The following is a 22,963-nucleotide window of genomic DNA, read 5'->3' as shown; positions in this document are numbered from 1 at the left end:
CAGCGGGGTGGGCGCTCATTGTCAGGAAGTGAATGACTCCCAAGAAAGAATTGCTGTTCTGCGCGCTCGGTGGCTCGGGCGAAATCGGCATGAACGTGAACCTGTACGGCACCGAAGGCAAATGGGTGATGGTCGATTGCGGCATCACCTTCGCCGATCCGGCCTATCCCGGCATCGACGTGATCCTGCCCGACCTGTCCTTCATCGAGGATCGGCTGGACGATCTGGTCGGCATCGTGCTGACCCATGGGCATGAAGACCATATCGGCGCGCTGCCCTATCTGGCCGAGGATCTGGGCGTGCCGATCTATGCCACCGCCTTCACCGCCGGGCTGGTTCGCGGCAAGCTGGAGGAAGAGGGCAGCGCCAGCCGCGTCAAGCTGCGCGTGATGGAGGCGGGCAAGGCGTTCGAGGTCGGCCCGTTTGACTTCACCTTCGTTCCGCTGTCGCACTCGATCCCCGAGGCCAATGCGCTGCTGATCGAGACCGCTGTCGGCCGGGTGTTCCACACTGGCGACTGGAAGATCGACCCGACCCCGGTGATCGGCAAGCCCGCCAGCCCGGCGCAGCTGTCGTCGATCGGCGACCGGGGTGTCGACATCCTGGTCTGCGATTCGACCAACGCCTTCAACACCGAAGCCTCGGGCTCGGAAGCCAGCGTCCGTCCGGGCATCGCCGAGACGGTCGCCAAGGCCAAGGGCCGGGTGGTCGTCACCACCTTCGCATCCAATGCCGCGCGTCTGGTGACGCTGGGCGAGGTCGCCAAGGAGACCGGGCGCAAGCTGTGCGTCACCGGCCGCTCGCTCGACCGGATCCTGAAGGTCGGCAAGGCTTGTGGCTACTTCAAGGGCTTCCCCGAAACGGTCGATCCCGAAACCGCGATGCGGCTTCCCAAGGACCGCGTGCTGATCGTCGCGACCGGCGGGCAGGGTGAGCCGCGCGCCGCACTGTCGCGGATCGCCGAGGGCAGCCATACGATCCGCCTCGACACGGGCGATACGGTGATCTTCTCCGCGCGCCAGATTCCGGGCAACGAGACCGCGGTCGGTCGTATCCAGAACATCCTGGCGGGCAAGGGCGTCCGCATGGTCACCGAGCGCCAGGCGCATGTCCATGTGTCGGGCCATCCCGGCCAGCCCGAACTGGCCCAGATGTACAAGTGGCTGCGTCCCCGCACGCTGATGCCGGTGCATGGCGAGATGCGGCATATGATGGAACATGCCCGCTTCGCGACGACGCAGGGCGTGCCGCAGACGCTGGTCCAGTCGGACGGCGACATCGTTCGCCTGCTGCCGGGCAACGCGACCAAGATCGGCAACGCGCCGGTCGGCCGTCTGGTGCTGGACGGCGACGTGATCCTGCCCTCGGACGGGTCGACGATGAACGAGCGCCGCAAGCTGGCGATCAACGGCCAGATTTCGGTCGGCGTCGCGGTCGCCAAGGGGCGGCTGGTCGGCAGCCCCCAGGTGCGGGTGCAGGGCGTGCCCGTCGAGGACGAGCGCGATGCCTTCATCGCCGAAGCGGTGGCGGCCGCCGCCAAGGCGGTGGACGGCCCGCGCCGCGCCACCGACAAGCTGCGCGAGGATATCCGCCTGTCGGTGCGCCGGGTCGCGACCCGCTGGACCGGCAAGAAGCCGATCGTCGACGTCCTCCTGATCGAGGGCTGATGCCATGCACTGGACGTCGGCGCTTGCGATCTACGTCCTGTTCTGGTTCCTCGCGGTGTTCCTGGTCCTGCCCTTCGGGGTCAGGACCGCGCATGAGGCCGGGGAGACGCACATCCCCGGCACCGCCGAAAGCGCCCCGCACGTCTTTGCCGTCGGGCGCTTCCTGCGGCGCACGACGATCACCGCGACGGTGATGTTCGCGCTCTTCTACCTCAATTACGTTTATGGCTGGATCACCGCCGACATGCTCGACTGGAGCGGGATGAGCCGGGGCGTCTGAGCCTGGTTTGGCCGGTGGCCGATGCGATACGTGGCCTTCGACTTCGCTCAGGCTGAACGGAGGTCGGGATAGGACGCCGGGCCGTGTTTGCACCTCCGTTCGCACGGAGCGAAGTCGAAGGGCACGCGGCCAGGCTACGCGCCCGTTGCCGCCTACCGCAACCGCTCGATCGCCTGCGCCAGCGCGACATAGAGCTTGCCCATATCCGACGACAGCAGGGTCACGCCCAGCGGCGATCCGTCCCGCTGGGCCAGCACGCCGCGCAGCATCGCCTCGAAATCGTGGATGTAGCGGTTCACATGCTCGCGGAACTTCAGGTCGTCGTCATACAGCTCGGCGATATCGCGCGCCTGATGCGAGTCGAGGATGCGCACCGCACGCCGGGTGAAGACGCCGCGATCCCCCTTCAGATAGGCCGCCCAGGCGCTGTCGGTGACCTCGGGGGCATAGATTTTGGCGATGTCGATCGACGCCGAATTGAGCGATTCGACCAGCAGCGACGCGCGGCGGGCGAAGCTGTCGCGGTCGGCCTCTTCCCGCTCGGTGCGGGCCTCCTCGATCCGGTTTTCGACCAGGGCCGTCTTCTCGGCGATCTGCTCGGCCTGGCGAGCCAGCCTTTCGGTGGCGCGGGTGGCGGCCTCGACCGCGCCCTGCGTCGCCTCAACGATGGCATGAACCTGTCGCTCGACGGTGTCGCCGGTCGCGCGGCGCATCGCCTCGGCACTGGCGATCTCCAGCGCATGGGCGGCCTGGGGAATGACCTCGGCCAGCGTCTCGCGGGCGCTTTCCGCGGCGGTCGCCGCCGTCTCGCGGACGCGCAGCAGCGCATCGACCAGCTTGGGTGCGGCCTCGTCGGCGAAGCGGTGCGAGCGGTCGATCGTCTCGTCGACCATCATGCCCAGCGCATCGGCCTTGGCACGGCCGGTCGACAGCGTCTCGATCAGCGAACCCGACAGCGTTTCCAGCGTCTGGCGCTGTTCGGCGATGACGTCGGCGATGGCGGCGATCGCCTCATGCGTGCTTTCGGCCGCCGCGACCAGCGCGAGCAGCTCGGGCTTGGTCTCGACCACGACTTCATGGCTGGCGTGCATCCGCTGGTCGAGCCGGCCCAGCGCTTCGGGCAGCGTCTCGTCGATCTCGCGCGCGGCGGCGTCGAGCGCGATCAGCAGCGTCTCGGTGGTGGCGATGACCCGGTTGGCCATCGTCTCGCCCGCTTCCAGCGCGCCGGTCATCGCGTCCGCCGATCCGCCGAGCGCGCTGATCGACGCGGCCAGCATCTGCGACTTTTCGGTGCCCTGGGTGTGGAGCACGGCCATGCGCGCCTCCACCCGGTCGAGCTGCGCGTCCAGCGCGTCGATCATCGCCTCGCCCGCGATCCGCTGTCCCTCCAACTCGGCGGTCAGGCGGGCAATGGCCTGGTCGACGCTTCCCACCCGCTCGGCCAGCGCGTCGGCGCTGTCGCGCGCGGCGCTTTCGAGCGCGGCCTGATTGGCCCCGACCATCGCCAGCATCGCGTCACCCTGCGCGGCAATGCCCTTGCGCGACTGGTCGATCGCTTCGGCAGTGCGGTCGAGCAGCGCGTCGATCGTGGTCGCGACGCTGGCCGTCACCGTTTCCAGATGCGCGCTGGCGGTCCGGCTGGTCGCCTCCATTTGTTCGATATGGGTCGCCAGACGCTGCGCCGCGCCGCTGGCGATGGTGTCCGCATCCTGCCCCCGGCGGCCCAGCGCGACCAGTTGCGCGTCGAGCGCGGCGGCATGGCTCTCGGCCGATCGCGCCGCCTCAGCCATCCGGTCGCCCGCTTCGCCGACCTCGTCGACGGCGCGGGGCAGCGCGTCGAGCAGGTGCGCAAGCGAGGCCTGGCTGGTCCCGGCGACATCGCTCAGCACGCGGCCATGCGCCTCGACCATCTGGATATCGTCGGACAGGTCGCGCGCGATCGCGTTGAACCGGGTTTCGGCGGCCTGCGCCATTTCGCCCAGCGCGATCGCCTGTGCCGACAATTCGGATCGATTGGCCTCCAGCGCGCGCCCGATCATCCCGACCGCACGCTCCAGCGCCATCGCCTCGCGGCGCATGTCATGCGCGGTCATTGCGAAACGGCGCTGCTCGGCAGAGCTGCTGCGCTGGGCGAGCAGCCACAGGATCGCGATCAGCATCGGCCCGGCCAGCGCCAGCGTGACGAACGAGGCCAGCCCCTCGGCCGACGGGGCCTTCGTGCCCAGCAGTCCCCAGGCCAGCATGCCGCCGAACCACAGTACCGATGCCCCGATCGCCAGGATCATCGGCCAGCGCGGGGCGGGTTCCTCGGGCGGGGGCAGGGGGCCGTCGTCCAGCCACGGGCTGGCGGGCGGCGCGGCCACGGGCTCGGCATAGGCCGGATCATAGCGCCCGTCATGGCTTTCCACGTCGGCGATATCCGGCCTGTCCTGACGCTCCGCGCGCATATCCACGATCATCCGAGCCCCCGTGTCACAATGGGTCGGTTTATCACGTTTGCCGACGGCAGAAAGTCATTTGCGCTGTTCCGTGTCGTGGGCAATCCGGGTAAGCGGCCATGAATGACCTATGAACACGGAACAATCGATTCCGCGCTGGCGGCGGTGGCCGGTGATGAGCCTGCGGTGATCCAGGATTTGCGCCGGGCCTTTGTCGACGGCGTGAACCATGCGGTGGAAACGCTGCACGCGGCAGAGGGCGGGCAGGAGTGGCGCGAGGCGGCGCTTCGCCTGAAGGGGCTGGCGGCCAGCGTCAATGCGCTGCCGCTGATGACGCTGGCCGCGCAGGCGGCGACGCGCGATGCGCCCGACGCCGAACTGCTCGTCCGGATCGGCGAGGTCGTCGCGCGGCTCTGACGCCTGCGCCGATCCGTTCATCGGCGCTCGGGGCTGGCATGGGCCGCGCCAAGCGCCTAACAGCGGGCGATGTTATCCGGCCTTTTATTCGCGATTGACGATGCCGACGACCGTCCCGGACGGTTGACGGCCACCTTGCCGTTCGCGGGCGTGACCCTGATCGAGTATCAGGCGCGGCTGCTGATCGCGGCGGGGGCGGCGCAGATCATCATCGTCGTGGCGCGCCTGACCCCCGAACTGCTCGGCGCGATCGCCCGAATCGCACAGCGTGGCGTGGTGGTCGACACGGTGCGCAGCGCGGTCGAGGCGGCGGAAAAGCTGCATCCGCTCTCGCGCCTGGTCGTGCTGGCGGACGGGCTGATCACCACCGAGGACACGATCGCGCATGTCCTGCGCGACACCGGCCACGACGCGCTGATGGTCGTGCCCGAGGCGGGGGCCGAGGCGGGACTGGAGCGGGTCGGCAGCCAGATGGCCTGGGCGGGGGTCGCGCGGCTCGACCCGCGTCGCGTTGCCGAGGTGGCCGCGCTGCCACGTGACTATGATCTGCAATCGACGCTGCTCCGCCTCGCTGCGCAGGCGCGGGCGACGCATATCCTGCTGCCCGCCGATGCGGAGAAGGCCGGGCACGGCATCGTCCACCGCGCCGAGACGCTGGACGCGCGGGGGCGGGCGGTCGTCGCGCGGCTGGTGTCGGGACGGCGGAGCTGGTTCGATCGCTATATCCTGGCGCCGATCGCCCGGCTGGCGCTGCCCCGGCTGGTCGAACGCTCGGTGCCCGCCCATGTCGCGGGCGGGGTCGGGGGCGGCGCCGGGCTGCTCGGGCTGATCCTGATCCTGACGGGATTTCCGGGGCTTGGCCTGTTCCTGGCGATGATCGGCACGCTGGGGCTGGGGCTGGGCGAGACGCTGGCGGGGTTGCGCGACGAACAGGGGGCGGCGCGCGCGCTGTCGGCCGCGATCGCGGTGCTGACGGCGCTCGCCATCATGGCGCTGGGGTGGCAGCATTACCGGGCCTGGGCCGACGATCTGGGGCTGGCCATGGCGCTGGTGCTGGTCGTCCTCGGCATATTGGCGGAGCGCGCCGCACTCTATCGTTTCCGCCGCCGCTGGTGGGCGAGCCCGCCCGCCTATCTGTTAGTGATCCTGCCCGCGACGCTGCTCGGCATCGGCCTGTGGGGGCTGGTGCTGGCCAGCATCTATGCGATTGCGACCCTGGCGTCCGCAATCGAGACATTACGCGCGCAAGTTTAGTGTCGCATTAAGATCAAACGGGTTAGCGGTTCGGAATGGCGGTCGACCCGGACCCTTATCATGCCGTGCATTGGCAGGGCGCGCGATTGTCCGCGCGGGTCGCGTCGGCGCGCGCGCGCGATACGCGGCGGCGGCGGGCGGCGCTGGTCGATCTGGGGCTGGATGACGATGGTCGGTTGAGCGAACGCATCCGGCTGACCGTCATCGCGCGGCTGCACGATCTGGTCGAGGGGGTGGCGCGCGACCTGCGGCACCAGGCGGGGCTGTACATGGAGGGCGAGGTCGCATGGCGCAGCCCCGTGGCCGCCACCGTCGAGCGGCTGCGCCGGGCCGGGCTGCTCGCCGATCCCGAACTGGTGACCGAACTCGTCGCGCAACTGCGCCAGCGGCTGCTGGCCGACGCCCTGCCGACCGAGGCGTTGGCGAGCGACGGCACGAGCCTGCTCGTACGGCTGGCCGAGGCGCCCGACCCCAATGTCTCCGACGCCGCACGTGCCGTGCTGCTGGCCGAGGGGGCGAGCCGGGCGGCCGGGCAGGGGAGCGTCGCGCCCTGTCTGCCCGAAGCGCTTCACCGCCAGCTGGTCTGGACCGTGGCCGCCGCGCTGCGTGATGGTGACGACCCCACGCTCGACCGCGCGCTGACGCTGGCGGCGGATCATCTGCTGGCGGCGCAGGCGGACGGGATTCGGCCGGACGTGGCCGCGCGTCGGCTGGCGGCGGCGATCGATGCGCGGGCCGGGGAATTGCCCGAACTGCTGGTCGAGAGCCTGTCCGACCGGCAACTGGGCTTGTTCATCGCCTTTCTCGCGCGCGGGACCGGCATCGACGATGCCGATATGCGCGACATCGTGCTGGAGCCGGAGGGGGATCGCCTGTGGCTGGTGCTGCGTGCGCTCGACATGAACCGGGCGACGCTGGGCCGGATCGGGCTGGCGCTGAGCGAGGCGGATGGCGCCCGCGATATCGAGGGGTTCGCCGACGCGCTGGACGCGATCATGACGGTCACGGTCGAGGATGCCAGGCGTGCGCTCGCCCCGTTGACCCTGCCGCGCGGGTTTCGCGATGCGATCGACCGACTGGACGGGGCTGTCCGCCGGTGATCGCGATGAGCGGCCCCGGCGAATCGATGGTGGCGCGGGCCATCCTGGACGGCAGCGACCGTATCCTGTCGGCCGACCCGCCGATCGAGCTGTTGCACATCCGCGCGGGCGGCGACTCGTCCGACCGGCTGGCGGTGGCGCCGATCGCGCGGATCGCCCGACTCGCACGGCGGCTGGGCGTGGCGGTGTCGCGCCGGGTCGTCGTTGCCGATGACGAGGGCGATCTCGACCTCTGGGTCCAGGCCCGGCCAGAGACGGGGCAGATCCGGCTGAGCGTCAGTGGCTGGCGCGACCGGGCGGCGTGGAAGCCGCGCGCGACGCCTCCCGATTATGCGACGGCGGGTGCCGACTTCCGCTGGGAAACCGACGCCGCGCTGCGCCTGACATTCCTTTCGCCCGAAGCCGGCCTGCATCATGGCATCGACGCCACCGCGCTGCTGGGGCGTCCGCTCAGCGCGCTGTTCGCCTTCGATACCGGCGAGGCGGGGCTGTTCAACGAGGCGGCCCCGCTCGACGGACGGGGCGCGCGGCTGGTGCCGACCGATGCGGCGGTCCGGCTGTCGGCGGCGGTGCGCCATGACGGGATGGGCGGCATAGCGGGGCTGATCGGCGCGACCTATCTGGTCGATCCGGAGGGTGGGGACGAGGATCCGGCCGCCATGCTGGGCGATCCGCCGCTGACCGAGAGCTTCACCGCCGGGCTGGACCGAGCGCTGCGTACGCCGCTGGCGCGGATCGTCGCCAATGCCGACAGCATCGCCGCACGGGCGGACGGGCCGATCGCGGCCGATTATGCCGAATATGCCAGCGATATCGCGCATGCCGGTCGGCATCTGCTCGGGCTGGTCGACAATCTGGTCGAGTTGCAGGCGGTCGAGCAGCCCGATTTCACGCTGCCCGCCACGCCGATGGACCTGGCCGACGTCGCCCGCCGGGCGGCCGGGCTGCTCGCGGTTCGCGCCGATGCGGCGGGGGTCCGGGTGCGCCGCCCCGATCCGGCGGAGACCATGCCCGCGACCGGCGATTTCGGCCGTTCGCTCCAGATCCTGATCAACCTGATCGGCAACGCGCTGCGCTATTCGCCGGAAGGCGGCGAGGTGGTCATCGGCGTCACGCGCGAGGAGGAATGGGCGCTGGTCCGCGTCACCGACCAGGGCAAGGGGATCGCCCCCGAGGATCAGCGGCGCATCTTCGAGAAGTTCGAGCGGGTCGACCCGTCCGAGCCCGGCGGCAACGGCCTGGGCCTCTACATCGCGCGCCGTCTGGCGCGCGCGATGGGGGGCGATCTGAGCGTCGAGAGCGTGCCGGGCGAGGGCGCGACCTTCACCTTCGGGCTGCGCGCCCAATAAAAAGGGCTCCCGAAGGAGCCCTTTTCCTGTCGTCGCGATCCGTTCAGCGCCGCCGCCGGGGCAGCCTTCGCGCGATCAGGATCATCAGCAATCCCGCCACCGCGACAAAGGCCCCGCGATCGGCCCACTGGCCCTGGCCGAGCATGAAGCTCTGTTCGGGCCAGTGGATATAGCCCAGCCCCTGACCGATCCATAAAAGCCCGGTCAGCGTCAGCATGACACCGATGGCGATCAGGATCGGCCGGAACCGGTTCATGGCTTAGCGCTGCTCGACCGGAACGTACGAACGCTGCGTCGGGCCGGTGTACAGCTGACGCGGACGGCCGATCTTCTGGTCGGGGTCGGTGATCATCTCGTTCCACTGCGCGACCCAGCCGACGGTGCGGGCGAGCGCGAACAGAACGGTGAACATCTCGGTCGGGAAGCCGATCGCCGACAGGATCACGCCCGAATAGAAGTCGACGTTCGGGAACAGCTTCTTCTCGACGAAATAATCGTCGCTCAGCGCGATCTCTTCGAGGCGGAGCGCCGTCTCGAACAGCGGATCATTGACCTTCAGCGCGTCGAACACTTCGCGCACGGTCTTCTGCATCACGGTCGCGCGCGGGTCGTAATTCTTGTACACGCGGTGACCGAAGCCCATCAGGCGGAACGGATCGTTCTTGTCCTTGGCGCGCGCGATGAACTCGGGGATGCGATCGGGCGTGCCGATCTCGCGCAGCATGTTGAGCGCGGCTTCGTTCGCGCCGCCATGCGCCGGACCCCAGAGGCAGGCGATACCCGCCGCGATGCAGGCGAACGGATTGGCGCCCGACGAGCCCGCCAGACGAACGGTCGAGGTCGAGGCGTTCTGCTCGTGATCGGCGTGCAGGATGAAGATGCGGTCCATCGCCTTTTCGACGGCCGGGTTCACTTCATAGGGCTCGGCGGGGACGCCGAAGGTCATGCGCAGGAAGTTGCCGGTGTAGGACAGCGAGTTGTCCGGGTACAGGAAGGGCTGGCCCACGCTGTACTTGTACGCCATCGCCGCGATCGTCGGAATCTTGGCGATCAGGCGGTGCGAGGCGATGGTGCGCTGCACCGGGTCATGGATGTCGGTCGAGTCGTGATAGAAGGCCGACAGCGCGCCGACCACGCCGCACATGATCGCCATCGGGTGCGCGTCGCGGCGGAAGCCACGGAAGAACGCCGCCAGCTGCTCATGCACCATGGTGTGGCGCGTGATGGTGTTGGTGAAGCCCGACAGCTCGTCCTGGTTCGGCAGTTCGCCGTTCAGCAGCAGATAGGCGACTTCCATGAAGCTGCTATTCTCGGCCAGCTCGCCGATCGGATAGCCGCGATGGAGCAGCACGCCCTCGTCGCCGTCGATATAGGTCAGCTCCGACCGGCACGAGGCGGTCGAGGTGAAGCCGGGGTCATAGGTGAACGCGCCGGTCTGCGCATAGAGCTTGCGGATATCGACCACGTCCGGGCCGATCGAACCCGACATGACCGGATAGTCGAACTCTTTGCCTGCGATGTTGAATTTCGCGGTGTCGCTCATGCTCAATTATCCTTCCTATCTGCGGTCATCTGGTCCGCGATCCGACCCAGGCTTTCCTCACGGCCCAACAGGCTGAGCACGTCGAAGATCCCCGGTGACGTCTTGCGTCCGGTCAAGGCAGCGCGGAGCGGCTGAGCGACCTGGCCGAGCTTGACGCCCTCTGCCTCGGCCACCTTGCGTACCGCGTCTTCCAAAAGCTCCGTATCCCAGTTGTGCACCGCGTCAAGCGCGGTGTGTACGGAAAAGAGAATGTGCCGTGCCTTTTCATCGAGAAGACCGGCGGCGGCATCATCCATGGTCAACGGACGGGTCGCGAAAAGGAACCGCGCGCCATCGGCCAATTCGTTCAGATTGGTGGCGCGCGGCTTCAGCGAGGGCATGGCGGCGGTCAGCAGCGCGACGTCCTCCACGCCCATGCGGCCCGCGGTCAGCGCGGCGAGGCGCGCGTCGTCGGCCTCGCGGATATAATGGCCGTTGAGATTTTCCAGCTTCTTCAGGTCGAAGCGCGATGGCGCCTTGCCCACGGCGGCGAGGTCGAACCACTTCACCGCTTCGTCCCGCGTGATGATCTCGGCATCGCCATGACCCCAGCCCAGGCGGAGCAGATAATTGTCGAGTGCTTCCGGAAGGATGCCCATCTCGTCGCGATACGCCTCGATCCCGACCGCGCCGTGACGCTTGGACAGCTTGGCGCCGTCCGATCCGTGGATCAGCGGGATATGCGCATAGATCGGTTCGGCCCAGCCCATCGCCTTGTAGATGGGAAGCTGGCGGAAGGCGTTGTTGAGGTGATCGTCGCCGCGGATCACATGGGTCACGCCCATGTCATGGTCGTCGACCACCACCGCCAGCATATAGGTCGGCGTGCCGTCCGAACGGAGCAGGACCAGATCGTCCAGCTCGGCATTCTGCACGGTGACGCTGCCCTGCACCCGGTCCTCGATCGTGACCGCCCCTTCGCGCGGGGCGCGCAGGCGGACGACGAAGGGCTGGCCCTCGGGCGCGGTCGCGGGATCGGCGTCGCGCCAGGGCGAGCGGATGCGCAGGGGCTGCTTGGCGGCCTGCGCGGCCTCGCGCTGGGCGGCGATCTCGTCCTGCGTCATGTAGCAGCGATAGGCATGGCCCTTGGCCATCATCTCGCGCGCCACCTCGGCATGGCGGTCGGCGCGGGCGAACTGGAACACCGCCTCGCCGTCCCAGTCCAGGCCCAGCCAGCGCATCCCGTCCAGGATCGCGTCGATCGCAGGCTGGGTCGAGCGGGCGCGGTCGGTATCCTCGATGCGCAGCAGGAACTTGCCGCCATTCGCCTTGGCGAACAGCCAGTTGAACAGCGCGGTGCGCGCGCCGCCGATATGGAGGAAGCCGGTCGGCGAGGGCGCGAAGCGGGTGACCACTTCGCCGGCGGCCGACCCGGTGGCGATATCATCTGTTGCGCTCAACCGCGCATACTCCCAATCATGAATTTCGATGGCCTATTCAGCCGCCGCAGCCCCTAGCATCAAGCGCGGCCCTCGCCAAATGCCGCGCTGGACGGCGTTGGAACTTTGGGCGGAACGCGAGCGGACGCAGCTGGCGCTGTGGATGCCGGTGGCCTGGGGGCTGGGCATCGCCTTGTGGTTCGTCCTGCCCGATCCGCGCGGCTGGGCGGCGCTGATCTGTGTGGCGGGCGGGGTCGGGCTGGCGGCGTTCACCCTGTCCGGGGGCGGCCGCGTGACGCGCGCTATCGGCATGGCTGCGCTGCTGGTCGGCGGCGGCGCGGCGCTGGCCTGGGCGCGGGCCGAGTCGGTGGCGGCGCCGGTCCTGGCCCGCCCGGTGCTCGCGACCATGACGGGCGCGGTGGAGGGCGTCGACCGGCTGGCGGCGCGCGGGCTGATGCGGCTGATGCTGCGACCGTTAGAGGCCAGCGTCGGGCGCGGGCGGGCGATCATGCTGCCGCCCCATGTCCGGGTGTCGCTGCCCATCGAGGATGTCCCGGGCGGTCTGGGGCGTGGGGCGATCATCCGCCTGCGCGCGCGACTCATGCCGCCCGCCGGACCGATTGCGCGCGGCGGCCATGACTTTGCCCGTGCCGCCTGGTTTCAGGGGATCGGCGCGACGGGGCGCGGCTTCGCGCCGGTCGAGGTCTTGCGGCCATCGAGCCGGGGAGAGGGGCTTCGCCAGCGGCTGTCTTCCCATATTTTCGCGCGGATCGAAGGGAGTGCGGGCGGTATCGCAGCCGCGCTCGCAACCGGCGATGTCGGCGGTATTGGCGAGGCGGATGCCGAGGCGATGCGTCGGGCGGGTCTCGCGCATCTCCTGTCGGTCAGCGGGCTGCACATCACGGCGGTGGTCGGGATCGTCATGGTCCTGACGATCCGGCTGCTCGCGCTCTGGCCATGGCTGGCGCTGCGCGTGCGGTTGCCGCTGGTCGGGGCGCTGGCGGGCGCGGTCGCGGCGATCGGCTATACCGCGCTGACGGGGGCGGAGGTGCCGACGATCCGGTCCTGTGTCGCCGCCATGCTGGTGCTGGCGGCGCTGGCGCTGGGACGCGAGGCGATGACGCTGCGGCTGGTCGCGGCGGGGGCGTTCATCGTGCTGCTCTTCCGGCCCGAGGCCCTGATGGGGGCGAGTTTCCAGCTGTCCTTCGCGGCGATTACCGCCATCGTCGCGCTGCACGAACATCCCGCCATGCGGCGCTGGTTCGGCCCGCACCCCGACTGGCGCTGGTCGGCGGCGCGGCAGCTGGGGGCGTTGCTCGTCACCGGGCTGGTGGTCGAGGCGGCGCTGATGCCGATCGCCATCTATCATTTCCACAAGGCGGGGCTGTACGGTGCCTTTGCCAATATCGTCGCCATTCCCTGGACGACCTTTGTCGCGATGCCGCTGGAGATGCTGGCGCTGCTGCTCGATCCCGTGGGGCTGGGCGCGCCCTTTTGGTGGCTGCTCGGCCATGCGCTGGGGGCGCTGCTCTGGCTGGCGCGGCAGGTGGCGGCGATGCCGGGGGCGGTGATGGCGCTGCCGGTCGCGCCGAACGGGGCTTTCGCCGTGACGATCCTTGGCGGACTCTGGGTGGCGCTGTGGCGGACGCGGTGGCGATGGCTGGGCGTGCCGGGCGTGGCGATCGGCGTGATCGCCATGCTGGCCGCGCCCTTGCCCGACCTGATCGTGACCGGCGACGGTCGCCATGCCGCGATCCGCACCGGCGGCGGCATGGCGCTGCTGCGGGAGCGGGCGGGGGATTATGTCCGCAATGCGCTATCCGAAATCGGCGGCAGCGACGATGCACCGCTTGCGCTGGTCGACCAGGCGGAGGCGCGGTGCGGCGCCGATATCTGCCTGACCCGGATCATGCGGGACGGGCGCGTCTGGCGGGTGGCGGCGACCCGGAGCGGCTATGCGCTGCCCTGGGCCAGCCTGATCGCGCTGTGCGACCGCGTCGACATCATGATCGCCGACCGGCGGCTGCCCGAGGCGTGTCGCCCGCGCTGGTTGAAACTCGATGCCCTCGCCTTGCGCCGCAGCGGCGGCGTGACGATCCAGCTGTCGGGGCCCGTGGCCGAAACCGCGCGGATGCCGGGGGACCGGCACCCCTGGATCGTGGCGAGCGAGGCGCGTGGACGCTGACCCGCTCGCCCCCTTATCAATCGTAGCGGCGCAGAATGCCCGACAGCTTGCCCTGCACCCGCACCTGGGCGGGCGCGTAACGCTGCGGATCATAGGCGCGGTTGGCGGGGTCGAGCCGGATCATCGAGCCTTCGCGACGGAAATATTTCAGCGTCGCCTCCGCCTCGTCGATCAGCGCAACGACGATCTGGCCGTCGCGGGCAATGTCGGTGCGGCGGATCAGCGCATAGTCGCCGTCGAGGATACCCGCCTCGACCATCGAATCGCCCGACACCTCCAGCGCATAATGCTCGCCCGTGCCGAGCAGGGCAGCGGGGACGGCCAGGGTCGAGCTGCCCTCGAACGCCTCGATCGGGACACCTGCGGCGATACGGCCGTGCAGGGGAATCTCGACCACGTCATTGGCGGGCTCGGCGACCGGCTTCGCGGCGGGCGGGCGCGCATCGGCCGCGCTGGCGGCGGCGGCCACCGGCTTTTCCGGCCGATCGGGCATCCGCAGCACCTCCAAAGCGCGGGCGCGATTGGGCAGGCGGCGGATGAAGTTGCGTTCCTCCAGCGCGGAGATCAGGCGGTGGACACCCGATTTGGACTTGAGGTCCAGCGCCTCCTTCATCTCCTCGAAGGAGGGCGAGACGCCGGTTTCCCGCAAACGGTCGTTGATGAAGCAGACAAGCTCATGCTGCTTTGCGGTGAGCATCGCGATCCTCCGTCCAGAACAGACGTGGAACTTATATGGAACGGAAAGGCTTGCGTCAAGCGAGCATCAGGATTTCCGCCGAGTCGCCCGCACGGGCCGGGGGCGCGTGCGGCGGGCGGATCACCAGGCATGTCGAACGCGCCAGGGTCAGCAGCATCGAGCTGTCCTGGATGGCCGCCGCATGGATGCGCCCGTCGATCATCGCGGCGCGCAGATAGTCGATGCGCGGACCGTTGGCGGGCAGATCCTCACCCAGAATGGCGGGGATCGCGCTGGGGAAGGGATCGCCCGCGCCCGCCATATGCGCGACCAGCGGCTTGACGAAGAGGATCGCGGTGACGAAGGCCGACACCGGATTGCCGGGCAGGCCCAGCACGACCATGTCGTTCAGCCGCCCCGCCATCATCGGCTTGCCGGGGCGGAGCGCGATCCGCCAGAAATCGATGCTGCCGCCCGCCGCCTTCAGCGCGGGCTGGACCAGATCATGGTCCCCCACCGATGCGCCGCCGGTCGTGACCAGCAGATCGGCCGCGACCCCAGCAAAGGCATCGCGCAGCCGTTCCAGATTGTCGGGCAATATGCCCAGGTCGATGATCTCGACGGGCAGGTCGGCGAGCAAAGCGGCCAACATCACGCCGTTCGACTCCGGCAGTGCGTCGGCATCCCCCTGTCCAGGGGGCACGAGTTCGTCGCCGGTCGCGGCGATCGCGATCCGGACGCGCGGGCGGACGGGCAGGGTGCCATGGCCGCCGGTCGCCGCCGCCGCGATCCGCGCGGGCGTCAGCCGCTGCCCGGCGGCGATCAGCCGGTCGCCCTGCGAAAAATCCAGCCCGCGCCGCCGGACATTGCGCCCGCGATGCGCCGGGCCTTCGCCGGTCAGGGTCAGCGTCCGGTCCTCGCGCCCCGCTTCTTCCTGGACCAGCACCGTGTCGGTGCCCGGTGGCAGCGCGGCGCCGGTGAAGATGCGCGTCGCCTGTCCGGCCTCGACCGTCTCGGGAAAAGGGCGCCCGGCGGCGCTTTCGCCAATCACCGTCCACGGCCCCGGCATATCGCCGAAGCGGATCGCATAGCCGTCCATCGCCGACAGGTCGCGCGACGGCTGGGTCCGCTGCGCCAGCACGTCCCGCGCGGCCCAGCGCCCGGCGGCGTCGCGCAGGGCGAGCTCGATCACGGGCCGGTCGGGGGCGAGGGCGAGCAAGCGCTGTTGGGCTTCGGCAACGGGTAGAAGAATGGCGGTCACTCCTGTTGGCGACAAGACGCGTCGTCGGCGCTGGCGTTCCCGCAGGCGGGCCGGTCAGGCGTGCCAGTCACCCGACTTGCCGCCGGTCTTGGACAACAGGCGAATATCGCCGATCGTCATGCGCTTATCGAGCGCCTTGGCCATGTCATAGACGGTCAGCAGCGTGACCGACACGGCCGCCAGCGCCTCCATCTCCACCCCGGTCTGGCCCGCCGTCGCGGCGGTGGCGGTCGCGGTCACGCCTTCGGCATCCAAGGTCAGTTCGATCTCGACCTTGCTGAGCGGAAGCGGGTGGCAGAGCGGGATCAGGTCGCTTGTCTTCTTGGCGGCCATGATCCCCGCGACCCGCGCGACGGCCAGCACGTCACCCTTCTGGACGCTGCCCGCCGCGATCGCGGCGGCGGCCTCGGCCGACATGGTGATCCGCCCCTGCGCCACCGCCTGCCGGGCCGTCACCGACTTGCCCCCGACATCGACCATCCGCGCCGACCCGGTCTCGTCCAGATGGGTGAGGCCGGTCATCCGATCAGTTCGCGGGTCGCCGCCTCGACATCCTGCTGGCGCATCAGCGCTTCGCCGATCAGGAAGCAGTGAATGCCATGCTCGGCCATCGCGTCGAGATCGGCGCGTGTCGTCAGCCCGCTTTCGGCGACGAAGGTGCAACCCTGCGGCGCGCGCCCGACCAGTTCGTAGGTCCGCTGAAAATCGACCGAGAAGTCCCTGAGGTCGCGGTTGTTCACCCCGATCAGCCGCGACTTCAGCCGGGCGGCGCGCTCCATCTCGGCGGCGTCGTGCACCTCGACCAGCGCGTCCATGCCGCACTCGATCGCGGCGGCCTCGATCTCCTGCATCTGGCCGTCGTCCAGCGCGGCGACGATGATCAGGATGGCGTCGGCCCCCAGCGCGCGGGCCTCATGCACCTGCCAGGGATCGACCATGAAGTCCTTGCGCAGCACCGGGATCGACACCGCTGCGCGCGCTTGCTCCAGGAACAGGTCGGCCCCCTGGAACCAGCGCTCATCGGTCAGCACCGACAGGCACGCCGCGCCCCCGGCCTCATAGGCGCGGGCATGGGCGGGGGGATCGAAATCGGCGCGGATCAGGCCCTTGGAGGGGCTGGCCTTCTTCACCTCGGCGATCAGCGCATGGCCGGTCTTGGCGTCGAGCGCCGCGCGAAAGCCGCGCGGGGCGGACACCGTGTCGATCTTGGCATCGAGATCGGACAGCGACATCGTCGCCTTGCGCGCGGCGACATCGGCGCGCTTGGTTTCCAGGATGCGGTCGAGCATCGTCATCGGTAAGCAATCCATCGATCGAGAAGCGCCGAAGCCTCGCCGGTGTCGATCGCGCGGGCAGCGGCCACGGCCCCCTGGGCCAGATCGGCGCTATGCCCCGCGACCAGCAAGGCGGCGGCGGCGTTGAGGAGAACCGCGTCGCGATACGCGCCCGGCTCTCCGGCGAGAAGGCGGCGAAGCGCCTCGGCATTGTGCCGGGCGTCGCCGCCGCGAATGGCAGTGATGGGATGGCGGGGCAGCCCCGCATCCTCGGGCGTGATCGTCGCAGGCGCGGCGACATCGCCGACCGACACCGCGATGCTGGGCCCGGCGCCCGACAATTCGTCCAGCCCTTCCTCACCCGACACGACCAGCGCCGCCGTCGCGCCCAGCTGATCCAGCGCCTCGCCATAGACCGAAGCATAGTCGGGCCGCGCGATGCCGATCAGCTGGCGGCCGACATGCGCGGGATTGGCGAGCGGGCCCATCAGGTTGAAGATCGTCCGCCGCCCGATCCGCCGCCGGATCGGGGTGATCCGCGCCATGGCGGGGTGGTGGTTGGCGGCGAAGAGGAAGGCGATGCCGATATCGCTCAGGCTGGCCTGCGCCACCTGTCCGGCGCGCTCCATGTCGAGGCCCAGCACCTCCAGCGTGTCCGCCGCGCCCGCCTTGGACGAGGCGGCGCGGTTGCCATGCTTGGCGACCGGCACGCCGAGCGCCGCCACGACCAGCGACACGGCGGTCGAGACGTTGAGCGTGTGATGCCCATCGCCGCCCGTCCCGCAGACGTCGATCGTGCCCGGCGGCGCCGTGATGGGGATCAGCCGCTCGCGCATGGCCCGCGCGGCCTCGGCGATCTCGATCGAGGTCTCGCCGCGCTCGGCCAAGTCGGTCAGGAAGGTCGCTGTCGCCTCGTCGCCGGCGCGACCGTCGAGAATATCGGCAAAGGCCGCATAGGCCGTCTCGCGCGACAGCGGGCTGACGGGATCGGGCAGCAGCGCGATCGTGGTCACGCGGGCGTCTCGACCGGCGGACGCAGCCGCTCGGGCAGGTCGTGCGCCACGCCCGCTTCGCGCAGGAAGTTGGCGAGCATCGCATGGCCATATTCGGTGGCGATGCTTTCCGGGTGGAACTGGACGCCGTGGATGGGCAGCGTCGCGTGGCGGAAGCCCATCACCGTGCCATCCTCGGCACGCGCATTTACCACCAGGCTGTCGGGCACGTCGTTGACGATCAGCGAGTGATAGCGCGTTGCGGTGAAGGGCGAGGGCAGGCCCCGGAACAGCCCGGTGCCGTCATGATGCACGGGCGAGGTCTTGCCGTGCATCAGCCCGCCGCGCTGGACCAGTCCGCCGAAATGCTGGCCGATCGCCTGATGGCCCAGGCACACGCCCAGCAGCGGCCGGCCCGCATCGGCGGCGGCGGCGACCAGGTCCAGGCTGACGCCCGCCTCGGTCGGGGTGCAGGGCCCCGGGGAGATGAGAAAGGCTTGCGCCCCCGACGAGAGCGCTTGGCCCGCCGAGATCGCGTCGTTGCGGACCACCTCCACCTCGCTGCCCAATTCCTGAAGATAATGGACGAGGTTCCAGGTGAAGCTGTCGTAATTGTCGACGACCAGGATCATGATCCCGCCATAGCCGATCGCACGGATGGTGCAACGCCCGCCGCGCCGCGCCGGGCGGCCGGAGGTGCGAAATTGTCGGGCCGCGCGACACATGGCCCTAAATTTGCCGGAATTCGGCCGTGGGGAGAGGCCGTTCAGCGTGGAGCCATGCGCGGCGTTCGACGTTGTCGTCTCAAAGGAGTTTCGTCGCCATGGTTCGTGCCGCCCTGATCGCCGCCCTGCTATTGACCCCCGGCGCGGCGCTTGCCCAGCAAGCGGGGCAGGATGCGCAGGCCGCCTCCGGCCAACCGCCCAAGCGGGTGCGCCAGGTGACGCTGACCGGCGACCAGAAATGTCCGCCCAGCACGTCCGAAGAGGTGGTGGTCTGCGGCCGCGTCGACGAGCCCTACCGCATCCCCAAGGCGTTGCGCGACGACAAGCCGATTCCCGCGCAGAACCAGAGCTGGGTCAACCGTGCCGCGACGATCGATCAGGTCGGCCGGGTCGCGGGCGGCATCCCCGACACCTGCTCGCCGGTCGGCACGGGCGGGCAGAGCGGGTGCAGCATGACCTGGAACCGCCAATATTCCGAGGAACGCCGCGCCCGCCGCGCCGAGGCGATCCCGCCGTCCGCTGACGGGCAGTGAGGGCGGTCGCTTAGGGTCGATCAACGTGCGGGATTACTTCTTCTTCCCTCTCCCCTGTCCAGGGGAGAGGGTTAGCGAAGCTTGCCAGCCTGCTGGCTAGCGCAGCTTGGGTGAGGGGTTGAGCGAGCCCAAAGGCTCGCGCGCTCGCCAAGCGAGCGCCCACCCCTCACCCAGCTCCGACTAAGCCTTTGCTCTCGCAAAAGCCAAGTCTGCGCAACCCTCTCCCCTCTGCGAGGGGCGAGGGAAGAAGAAGCTGTCCTGAATGTCGATCCGCCCCAGTTTCCTCGCGTTGTAGCGATACTGGACGGGCGACCCGGCCCTGAGCCGCCTTACTGCCCGAAACCCCCGTCACCCGCCCGCGCGACCGCATCGCGTGCGGCGGCGAGCATGGCTCCCGCCTTGGCCTCGCATTCGCGCTGTTCATAGGCCGGGTCGCTGTCGGCGACGATGCCCGCGCCCGCCTGGACATGGATGGTGCCGTCCTTGACCACCGCTGTCCGCAGCACGATGCACGAGTCCATCGATCCGTCGGGCGAGAAATAGCCGACGCCGCCCGCATAGGCGCCGCGCTGCTCGGGTTCCAGCTCGGCGATGATCTGGCAGGCGCGGACCTTGGGCGCGCCGCTGACCGTGCCCGCCGGGAAGCCCGCGAACAGCGCGTCGAGCGCGTCCTTGTCGTCGCCCAGCTGTCCGACGACGTTGGACACGATGTGCATCACATGACTGTAGAATTCGACCGTATAGCTGTCTGTCACGCGGACGCTGCCCGCCGCCGAGGCGCGGCCGACATCGTTGCGGCCCAGGTCGAGCAGCATCAGATGCTCGGCGCGCTCCTTGGGATCGGCGAGCAGGCTGTCGCGATTGGCGGCATCCTCGGCACGCGTCTTGCCGCGGGGGCGGGTGCCCGCGATCGGCCGGATCGTGACCTCGCCCGCGCGCACCCGGACGAGGATCTCGGGGCTCGACCCGATCAGCGAAAAGCCCGGCAGGTCGAGATGATAGAGGAAGGGCGAGGGGTTGATCCGCCGCAGGCTGCGATACAGCTCGAAGGGCGGCAGCGCGAAGGGCGCCGAGAAACGCTGCGCCAGCACCACCTGAAATATGTCGCCCGCGACGATATAGTCCTTCGCGCGCGCCACCATCTCCGCATAGCGGCCGGCGGGCAGGGCGGGGGCATAGCTGGGCTCGGGCAGCTCGGCACGGACCGGCGGCGGCAAGCGGGTGGAGGCCAGCCGCGCGGCGGTGGCGTCGAGCCGCTCCTGCGCCTCGGCCAGCGCGCGTTCGGGATCGCGGACATTCTCGGGCCAGACCGGTGCGACGAGATAGAGCGCGTCGGCCAGCCGGTCGAACACCAGGATGACGGTCGGCCGCACGAAGATCATGTCGGGCAGGCCGAGCGGATCGACCGGGGGCTTGGGCAGCGCCTCGACCAGCCCCACCGTCTCATAACCGAAATAGCCGACCAGACAGGCGAGCGCGGGCGGCAGCCCCTCGGGCACGTCGGCGCGGCATTCGGCGACCAGCGTGCGCAGCGCTGCAAGGGTCGGCGCGGCACACGGCTCGAACGCGTCGCGATCGGTCGCCCAGCGGCGGTTGATCGCGGCATCATGCCCGTCGGCGCGGAAGACGAGATCGGGGGCCAGCCCGATCAGGCTGTAGCGCCCGCGCGTCGCGCCGCCCTCGACCGATTCGAGCAGGAAGTCGCCGCGTCCGGGCTCGATCAGCTTCAGCGCGGCGGCGACCGGCGTCTCGGTGTCGGCGATCTGCCGCCGCCACACCAGCGCGGGCCGCCCCGCCTTCAGCTGGGCGAGCGCGGCGTCATCGGCGTGGGGCTCAGTTGCCGCCATTGTTCAGCAGCTCCGAGCGGACCTTGGCGATCGCCTTGGGATCGGTCTTGACGCCCAGCGTGTCGCGGACGGCGCGGGCGAATTGCGAGACATATTCGCGGCCGACCAGGCGGCCAATGTCCCCGCGCGCGGCGCGGATCGCGGCGTCATTGCCGGTCGCATCGCCCGCCTCGATCTTCGTCACGCGCAGGATGTACCAGCCTTCGTTCTGCGGGGCCTCCAGCGTGCGCGCCTTGTTCTGCGGCATCGAGAACAGCAGCGCGAGCGGAGCGGCGGCAGGGGTGTTCTGCGCGGCGGCGAGGTCGCGGCGCGACGCGGCGATCGGGCGGACCGGCGGCACGGCCAGCCCGGTTTCCTTCAGCGCCTGCGCCATCGGCATGCCCTTGTTCACCTTGGCGAGCACGGCATTGGCCAGCTTGCGCGCGGCGGCGCGGGCGCGATCGGCGTTCAGATCGGCCAGCACCTGCGCGCGGACCTGCGCCAGCGGACGGGGTGCGGAGCGCTGGATCTGGCCGACGCCGACGATGGCGAAGCCGCCGTCCTGGCCGACCGGAACCAGCTGCGGCGCGTCGCCTTCCTCGGCGGTGAAGGCGGCGGTGATCATCGCGCGCTGTTCGGGCGTCGGCTGGAAAGCGGGCGCGTCGGGCGCGGTGCCCTGCGCGGTGACGGCGGGGGTCGTCTGCGCCTGCAGCTTGCGGTCTGCGACCACTTCCTCGAAGGTCGCGTTGCCCGACAGCGAATCCTCGATCGCGTTGCGCATCTCGCCCAGCGCGGCCGCCTGCTTCTGCTTGGTCAGCTCCGCGACGATCTCGGGACGGACCTGCGCCAGCGTCTTGCCCGGCACCTGGGTCACGCCGTCGACACGGGCGACGACGAAGCCGAGGGTGCCGCGCACCGGGCCCACGACCGTCCCCTTGGCGGCGGCGAACACCGCATCGGCGACCGGCGCGGAGGCGAGCGCGGCATAGGCCGCCTTGTCCAGACCCTTCTGCACCGAAGCCTCGAGCCCGGCGGCGCGCGCCGCATCGGCCAGGCTGGTGCCGCCCTTCGCCTTGGCGGCCAGCGCGTTCGCGCCCGCCTGATCGGCGACGATCACCTGCGTCACGTCGCGCTTTTCGGCGGCGGCGTAGCGCGACTGGTTGCTCTGATAATAGCGGGCGATCTCCGCCTCGCTGGGGGTCGCCTTGGCCGCGACGGCGGCGGGGGTGACCAGCGCATAGCGGACGACGCGACGCTCGGGCAGCGTGTAGCGCTGGACGTTGCGCGTGTAGAAGGCCTGGATGTCGGCGTCGCTGGGCGCTGGGCCGGTGGGCACCAGACGGGTCGGGATGAAGCCGACCTCACCGCCGCGCTTTTCGAGCAGCAGCGAGGCATAGGGCAGCGCCATCTGCATCGCCATCTGGGTCGCACCGATGGTCGGCACGGTCAGCTGCTGCGCGAACAGGGTGCGCTCCAGGTCGGTGCGGACCTGCGCGTCGGTCATCTTCCGCTGGGCCAGAAGCTGCTGGTAAAGCGCCGGATCGAACTGGCCATTGGGGCCGCGAAAGGCCGGGATCGAGGCGATCTGCCCGTCGATCAGGCGGCGCGAGACGACCATGCCCTGGTCCTTGCCGAACTGTTCGAGCGACAGGCCGGTGATCTCGCGCTGGAGCACGCCCTCGAACCCGCCCGCCGCCATGAACTGCGCCATGTCGAAGGTCGGCTGTTCCTGGCGATAGGCGGCGACCTCGTTCTGCGCGGCGGTGCGCAGGTCGTTGGCGGTGATCTTCGCATCGCCGACCTTGGCGACCGACGAGCCGGTCAGCCCGCCCGCCATGCCCGAGATGTTGGACACGTCGCCCGCGGCGAACGCGATCGCGATCACGCCCAGCACGATGAAGGTCACGACGACGCCGGCCTTGGAATTGATGATCCGGCGGAAGAAGCTGAGCATGGACGACCGATCGGCAAAGGATAAAAACGGATGTGCTTTAGGGGCCCGTCGCGCCCGCATCAAGCTTGCGC

General features: G+C 69.8%; 20 protein-coding genes. 8 read left to right on the top strand and 12 right to left on the bottom strand.

Annotated features, from left to right (window positions below; all coding sequences use genetic code 11):
• Window positions 1-32 precede the first annotated feature (32 nt).
• Entirely contained in the window at window positions 33-1,667 is a 1,635-nt protein-coding gene (locus QE385_RS05085) for a ribonuclease J (RefSeq protein ID WP_307099701.1), read from the top strand.
• Between the two features lie 4 nt (window positions 1,668-1,671).
• Window positions 1,672-1,947, top strand: coding sequence for a DUF1467 family protein (locus QE385_RS05080; protein WP_307099699.1), 276 nt, complete (start codon window positions 1,672-1,674; stop codon window positions 1,945-1,947).
• Window positions 1,948-2,099: 152 nt separating this feature from the next.
• On the opposite strand, the gene QE385_RS05075 is transcribed toward QE385_RS05080, so the two are convergent.
• Window positions 2,100-4,406 (bottom strand): hypothetical protein, encoded by a 2,307-nt coding sequence (locus tag QE385_RS05075; RefSeq protein WP_307099697.1) that lies wholly within the window; start codon window positions 4,404-4,406, stop codon window positions 2,100-2,102.
• Window positions 4,407-4,508: 102 nt separating this feature from the next.
• Between QE385_RS05075 and QE385_RS05070 the strand changes: the two genes are divergently transcribed.
• The 4 genes from QE385_RS05070 to QE385_RS05055 all read left to right on the top strand — a co-directional run bounded on the left by QE385_RS05070 (window position 4,509) and on the right by QE385_RS05055 (window position 8,505).
• Window positions 4,509-4,802 carry an Hpt domain-containing protein gene (locus tag QE385_RS05070; RefSeq protein WP_307099694.1) on the top strand — a complete coding sequence of 98 codons (294 nt, stop codon included), beginning with the start codon at window positions 4,509-4,511 and terminating at the stop codon, window positions 4,800-4,802.
• 123 nt (window positions 4,803-4,925) lie between these two features.
• On the top strand, window positions 4,926-6,056 hold the full coding sequence (locus QE385_RS05065; protein WP_307099692.1) for a hypothetical protein: 1,131 nt from the start codon (window positions 4,926-4,928) through the stop codon (window positions 6,054-6,056).
• A gap of 35 nt (window positions 6,057-6,091) precedes the next feature.
• The gene (locus tag QE385_RS05060) at window positions 6,092-7,156 is read left to right on the top strand and encodes a DUF2336 domain-containing protein (protein ID WP_307099690.1); all 1,065 of its coding nucleotides are present in this window, start codon (window positions 6,092-6,094) and stop codon (window positions 7,154-7,156) included.
• A 5-nt stretch (window positions 7,157-7,161) separates the two neighbouring features.
• Window positions 7,162-8,505 carry a sensor histidine kinase KdpD gene (locus tag QE385_RS05055; protein ID WP_307104563.1) on the top strand — a complete coding sequence of 448 codons (1,344 nt, stop codon included), beginning with the start codon at window positions 7,162-7,164 and terminating at the stop codon, window positions 8,503-8,505.
• Window positions 8,506-8,548: 43 nt separating this feature from the next.
• Here QE385_RS05055 and QE385_RS05050 read toward each other — a convergent pair whose 3' ends face one another.
• The 3 genes from QE385_RS05050 to gltX are packed head-to-tail and all read right to left on the bottom strand — an operon-like array spanning window position 8,549 to window position 11,487.
• Window positions 8,549-8,761 (bottom strand): hypothetical protein, encoded by a 213-nt coding sequence (locus QE385_RS05050; protein WP_307099688.1) that lies wholly within the window; start codon window positions 8,759-8,761, stop codon window positions 8,549-8,551.
• A gap of 3 nt (window positions 8,762-8,764) precedes the next feature.
• Window positions 8,765-10,048 (bottom strand): citrate synthase, encoded by a 1,284-nt coding sequence (locus QE385_RS05045; protein WP_307099687.1) that lies wholly within the window; start codon window positions 10,046-10,048, stop codon window positions 8,765-8,767.
• Window positions 10,049-10,050: 2 nt separating this feature from the next.
• The gene (gltX, locus tag QE385_RS05040; protein WP_307099685.1) at window positions 10,051-11,487 is read right to left on the bottom strand and encodes a glutamate--tRNA ligase; all 1,437 of its coding nucleotides are present in this window, start codon (window positions 11,485-11,487) and stop codon (window positions 10,051-10,053) included.
• A gap of 79 nt (window positions 11,488-11,566) precedes the next feature.
• Between gltX and QE385_RS05035 the strand changes: the two genes are divergently transcribed.
• The gene (locus QE385_RS05035; RefSeq protein ID WP_307099683.1) at window positions 11,567-13,651 is read left to right on the top strand and encodes a ComEC/Rec2 family competence protein; all 2,085 of its coding nucleotides are present in this window, start codon (window positions 11,567-11,569) and stop codon (window positions 13,649-13,651) included.
• A 16-nt stretch (window positions 13,652-13,667) separates the two neighbouring features.
• On the opposite strand, the gene lexA is transcribed toward QE385_RS05035, so the two are convergent.
• Genes lexA through QE385_RS05005 form a run of 6 tightly spaced genes read right to left on the bottom strand, consistent with a single transcriptional unit; the run spans window position 13,668 to window position 18,486 of the window.
• Complete coding sequence (gene lexA, locus QE385_RS05030; RefSeq protein WP_307099681.1) at window positions 13,668-14,348, bottom strand: transcriptional repressor LexA; 681 nt, start codon at window positions 14,346-14,348, stop codon at window positions 13,668-13,670.
• 55 nt (window positions 14,349-14,403) lie between these two features.
• A complete protein-coding gene (gene glp / locus QE385_RS05025; RefSeq protein ID WP_307099679.1) occupies window positions 14,404-15,588 on the bottom strand; it encodes a gephyrin-like molybdotransferase Glp in 1,185 nt (394 codons plus the stop codon).
• A gap of 54 nt (window positions 15,589-15,642) precedes the next feature.
• A complete protein-coding gene (moaC, locus tag QE385_RS05020) occupies window positions 15,643-16,110 on the bottom strand; it encodes a cyclic pyranopterin monophosphate synthase MoaC (protein ID WP_307099677.1) in 468 nt (155 codons plus the stop codon).
• Window positions 16,107-16,883, bottom strand: coding sequence for an indole-3-glycerol phosphate synthase TrpC (gene trpC, locus QE385_RS05015; protein ID WP_307099675.1), 777 nt, complete (start codon window positions 16,881-16,883; stop codon window positions 16,107-16,109). The genes moaC and trpC overlap by 4 nt, the downstream gene beginning before the upstream one ends.
• Entirely contained in the window at window positions 16,880-17,875 is a 996-nt protein-coding gene (trpD, locus tag QE385_RS05010) for an anthranilate phosphoribosyltransferase (RefSeq protein ID WP_307099672.1), read from the bottom strand. The genes trpC and trpD overlap by 4 nt, the downstream gene beginning before the upstream one ends.
• Complete coding sequence (locus tag QE385_RS05005) at window positions 17,872-18,486, bottom strand: aminodeoxychorismate/anthranilate synthase component II (protein ID WP_307104562.1); 615 nt, start codon at window positions 18,484-18,486, stop codon at window positions 17,872-17,874. Before QE385_RS05005 ends, trpD begins: the two co-directional genes overlap by 4 nt.
• A gap of 191 nt (window positions 18,487-18,677) precedes the next feature.
• Between QE385_RS05005 and QE385_RS05000 the strand changes: the two genes are divergently transcribed.
• On the top strand, window positions 18,678-19,112 hold the full coding sequence (locus QE385_RS05000; protein ID WP_307099670.1) for a hypothetical protein: 435 nt from the start codon (window positions 18,678-18,680) through the stop codon (window positions 19,110-19,112).
• 329 nt (window positions 19,113-19,441) lie between these two features.
• On the opposite strand, the gene trpE is transcribed toward QE385_RS05000, so the two are convergent.
• Together trpE and QE385_RS04990 are read right to left on the bottom strand one after the other, a co-directional pair.
• The gene (gene trpE, locus QE385_RS04995; protein ID WP_307099668.1) at window positions 19,442-20,959 is read right to left on the bottom strand and encodes an anthranilate synthase component I; all 1,518 of its coding nucleotides are present in this window, start codon (window positions 20,957-20,959) and stop codon (window positions 19,442-19,444) included.
• Window positions 20,946-22,892: a peptidylprolyl isomerase gene (locus tag QE385_RS04990; RefSeq protein WP_307099665.1), complete on the bottom strand. Its 1,947-nt coding sequence runs from the start codon at window positions 22,890-22,892 to the stop codon at window positions 20,946-20,948. Before QE385_RS04990 ends, trpE begins: the two co-directional genes overlap by 14 nt.
• Between the last annotated feature and the right edge of the window lie 71 nt (window positions 22,893-22,963).

Origin of the sequence: Sphingomonas sp. SORGH_AS_0950, from assembly GCF_030818415.1 — a bacterium.
GTDB lineage: Bacteria > Pseudomonadota > Alphaproteobacteria > Sphingomonadales > Sphingomonadaceae > Sphingomonas.
Note: the sequence above shows the minus strand (reverse complement) of the source record. Positions and strands in the feature narration are given on the sequence as shown.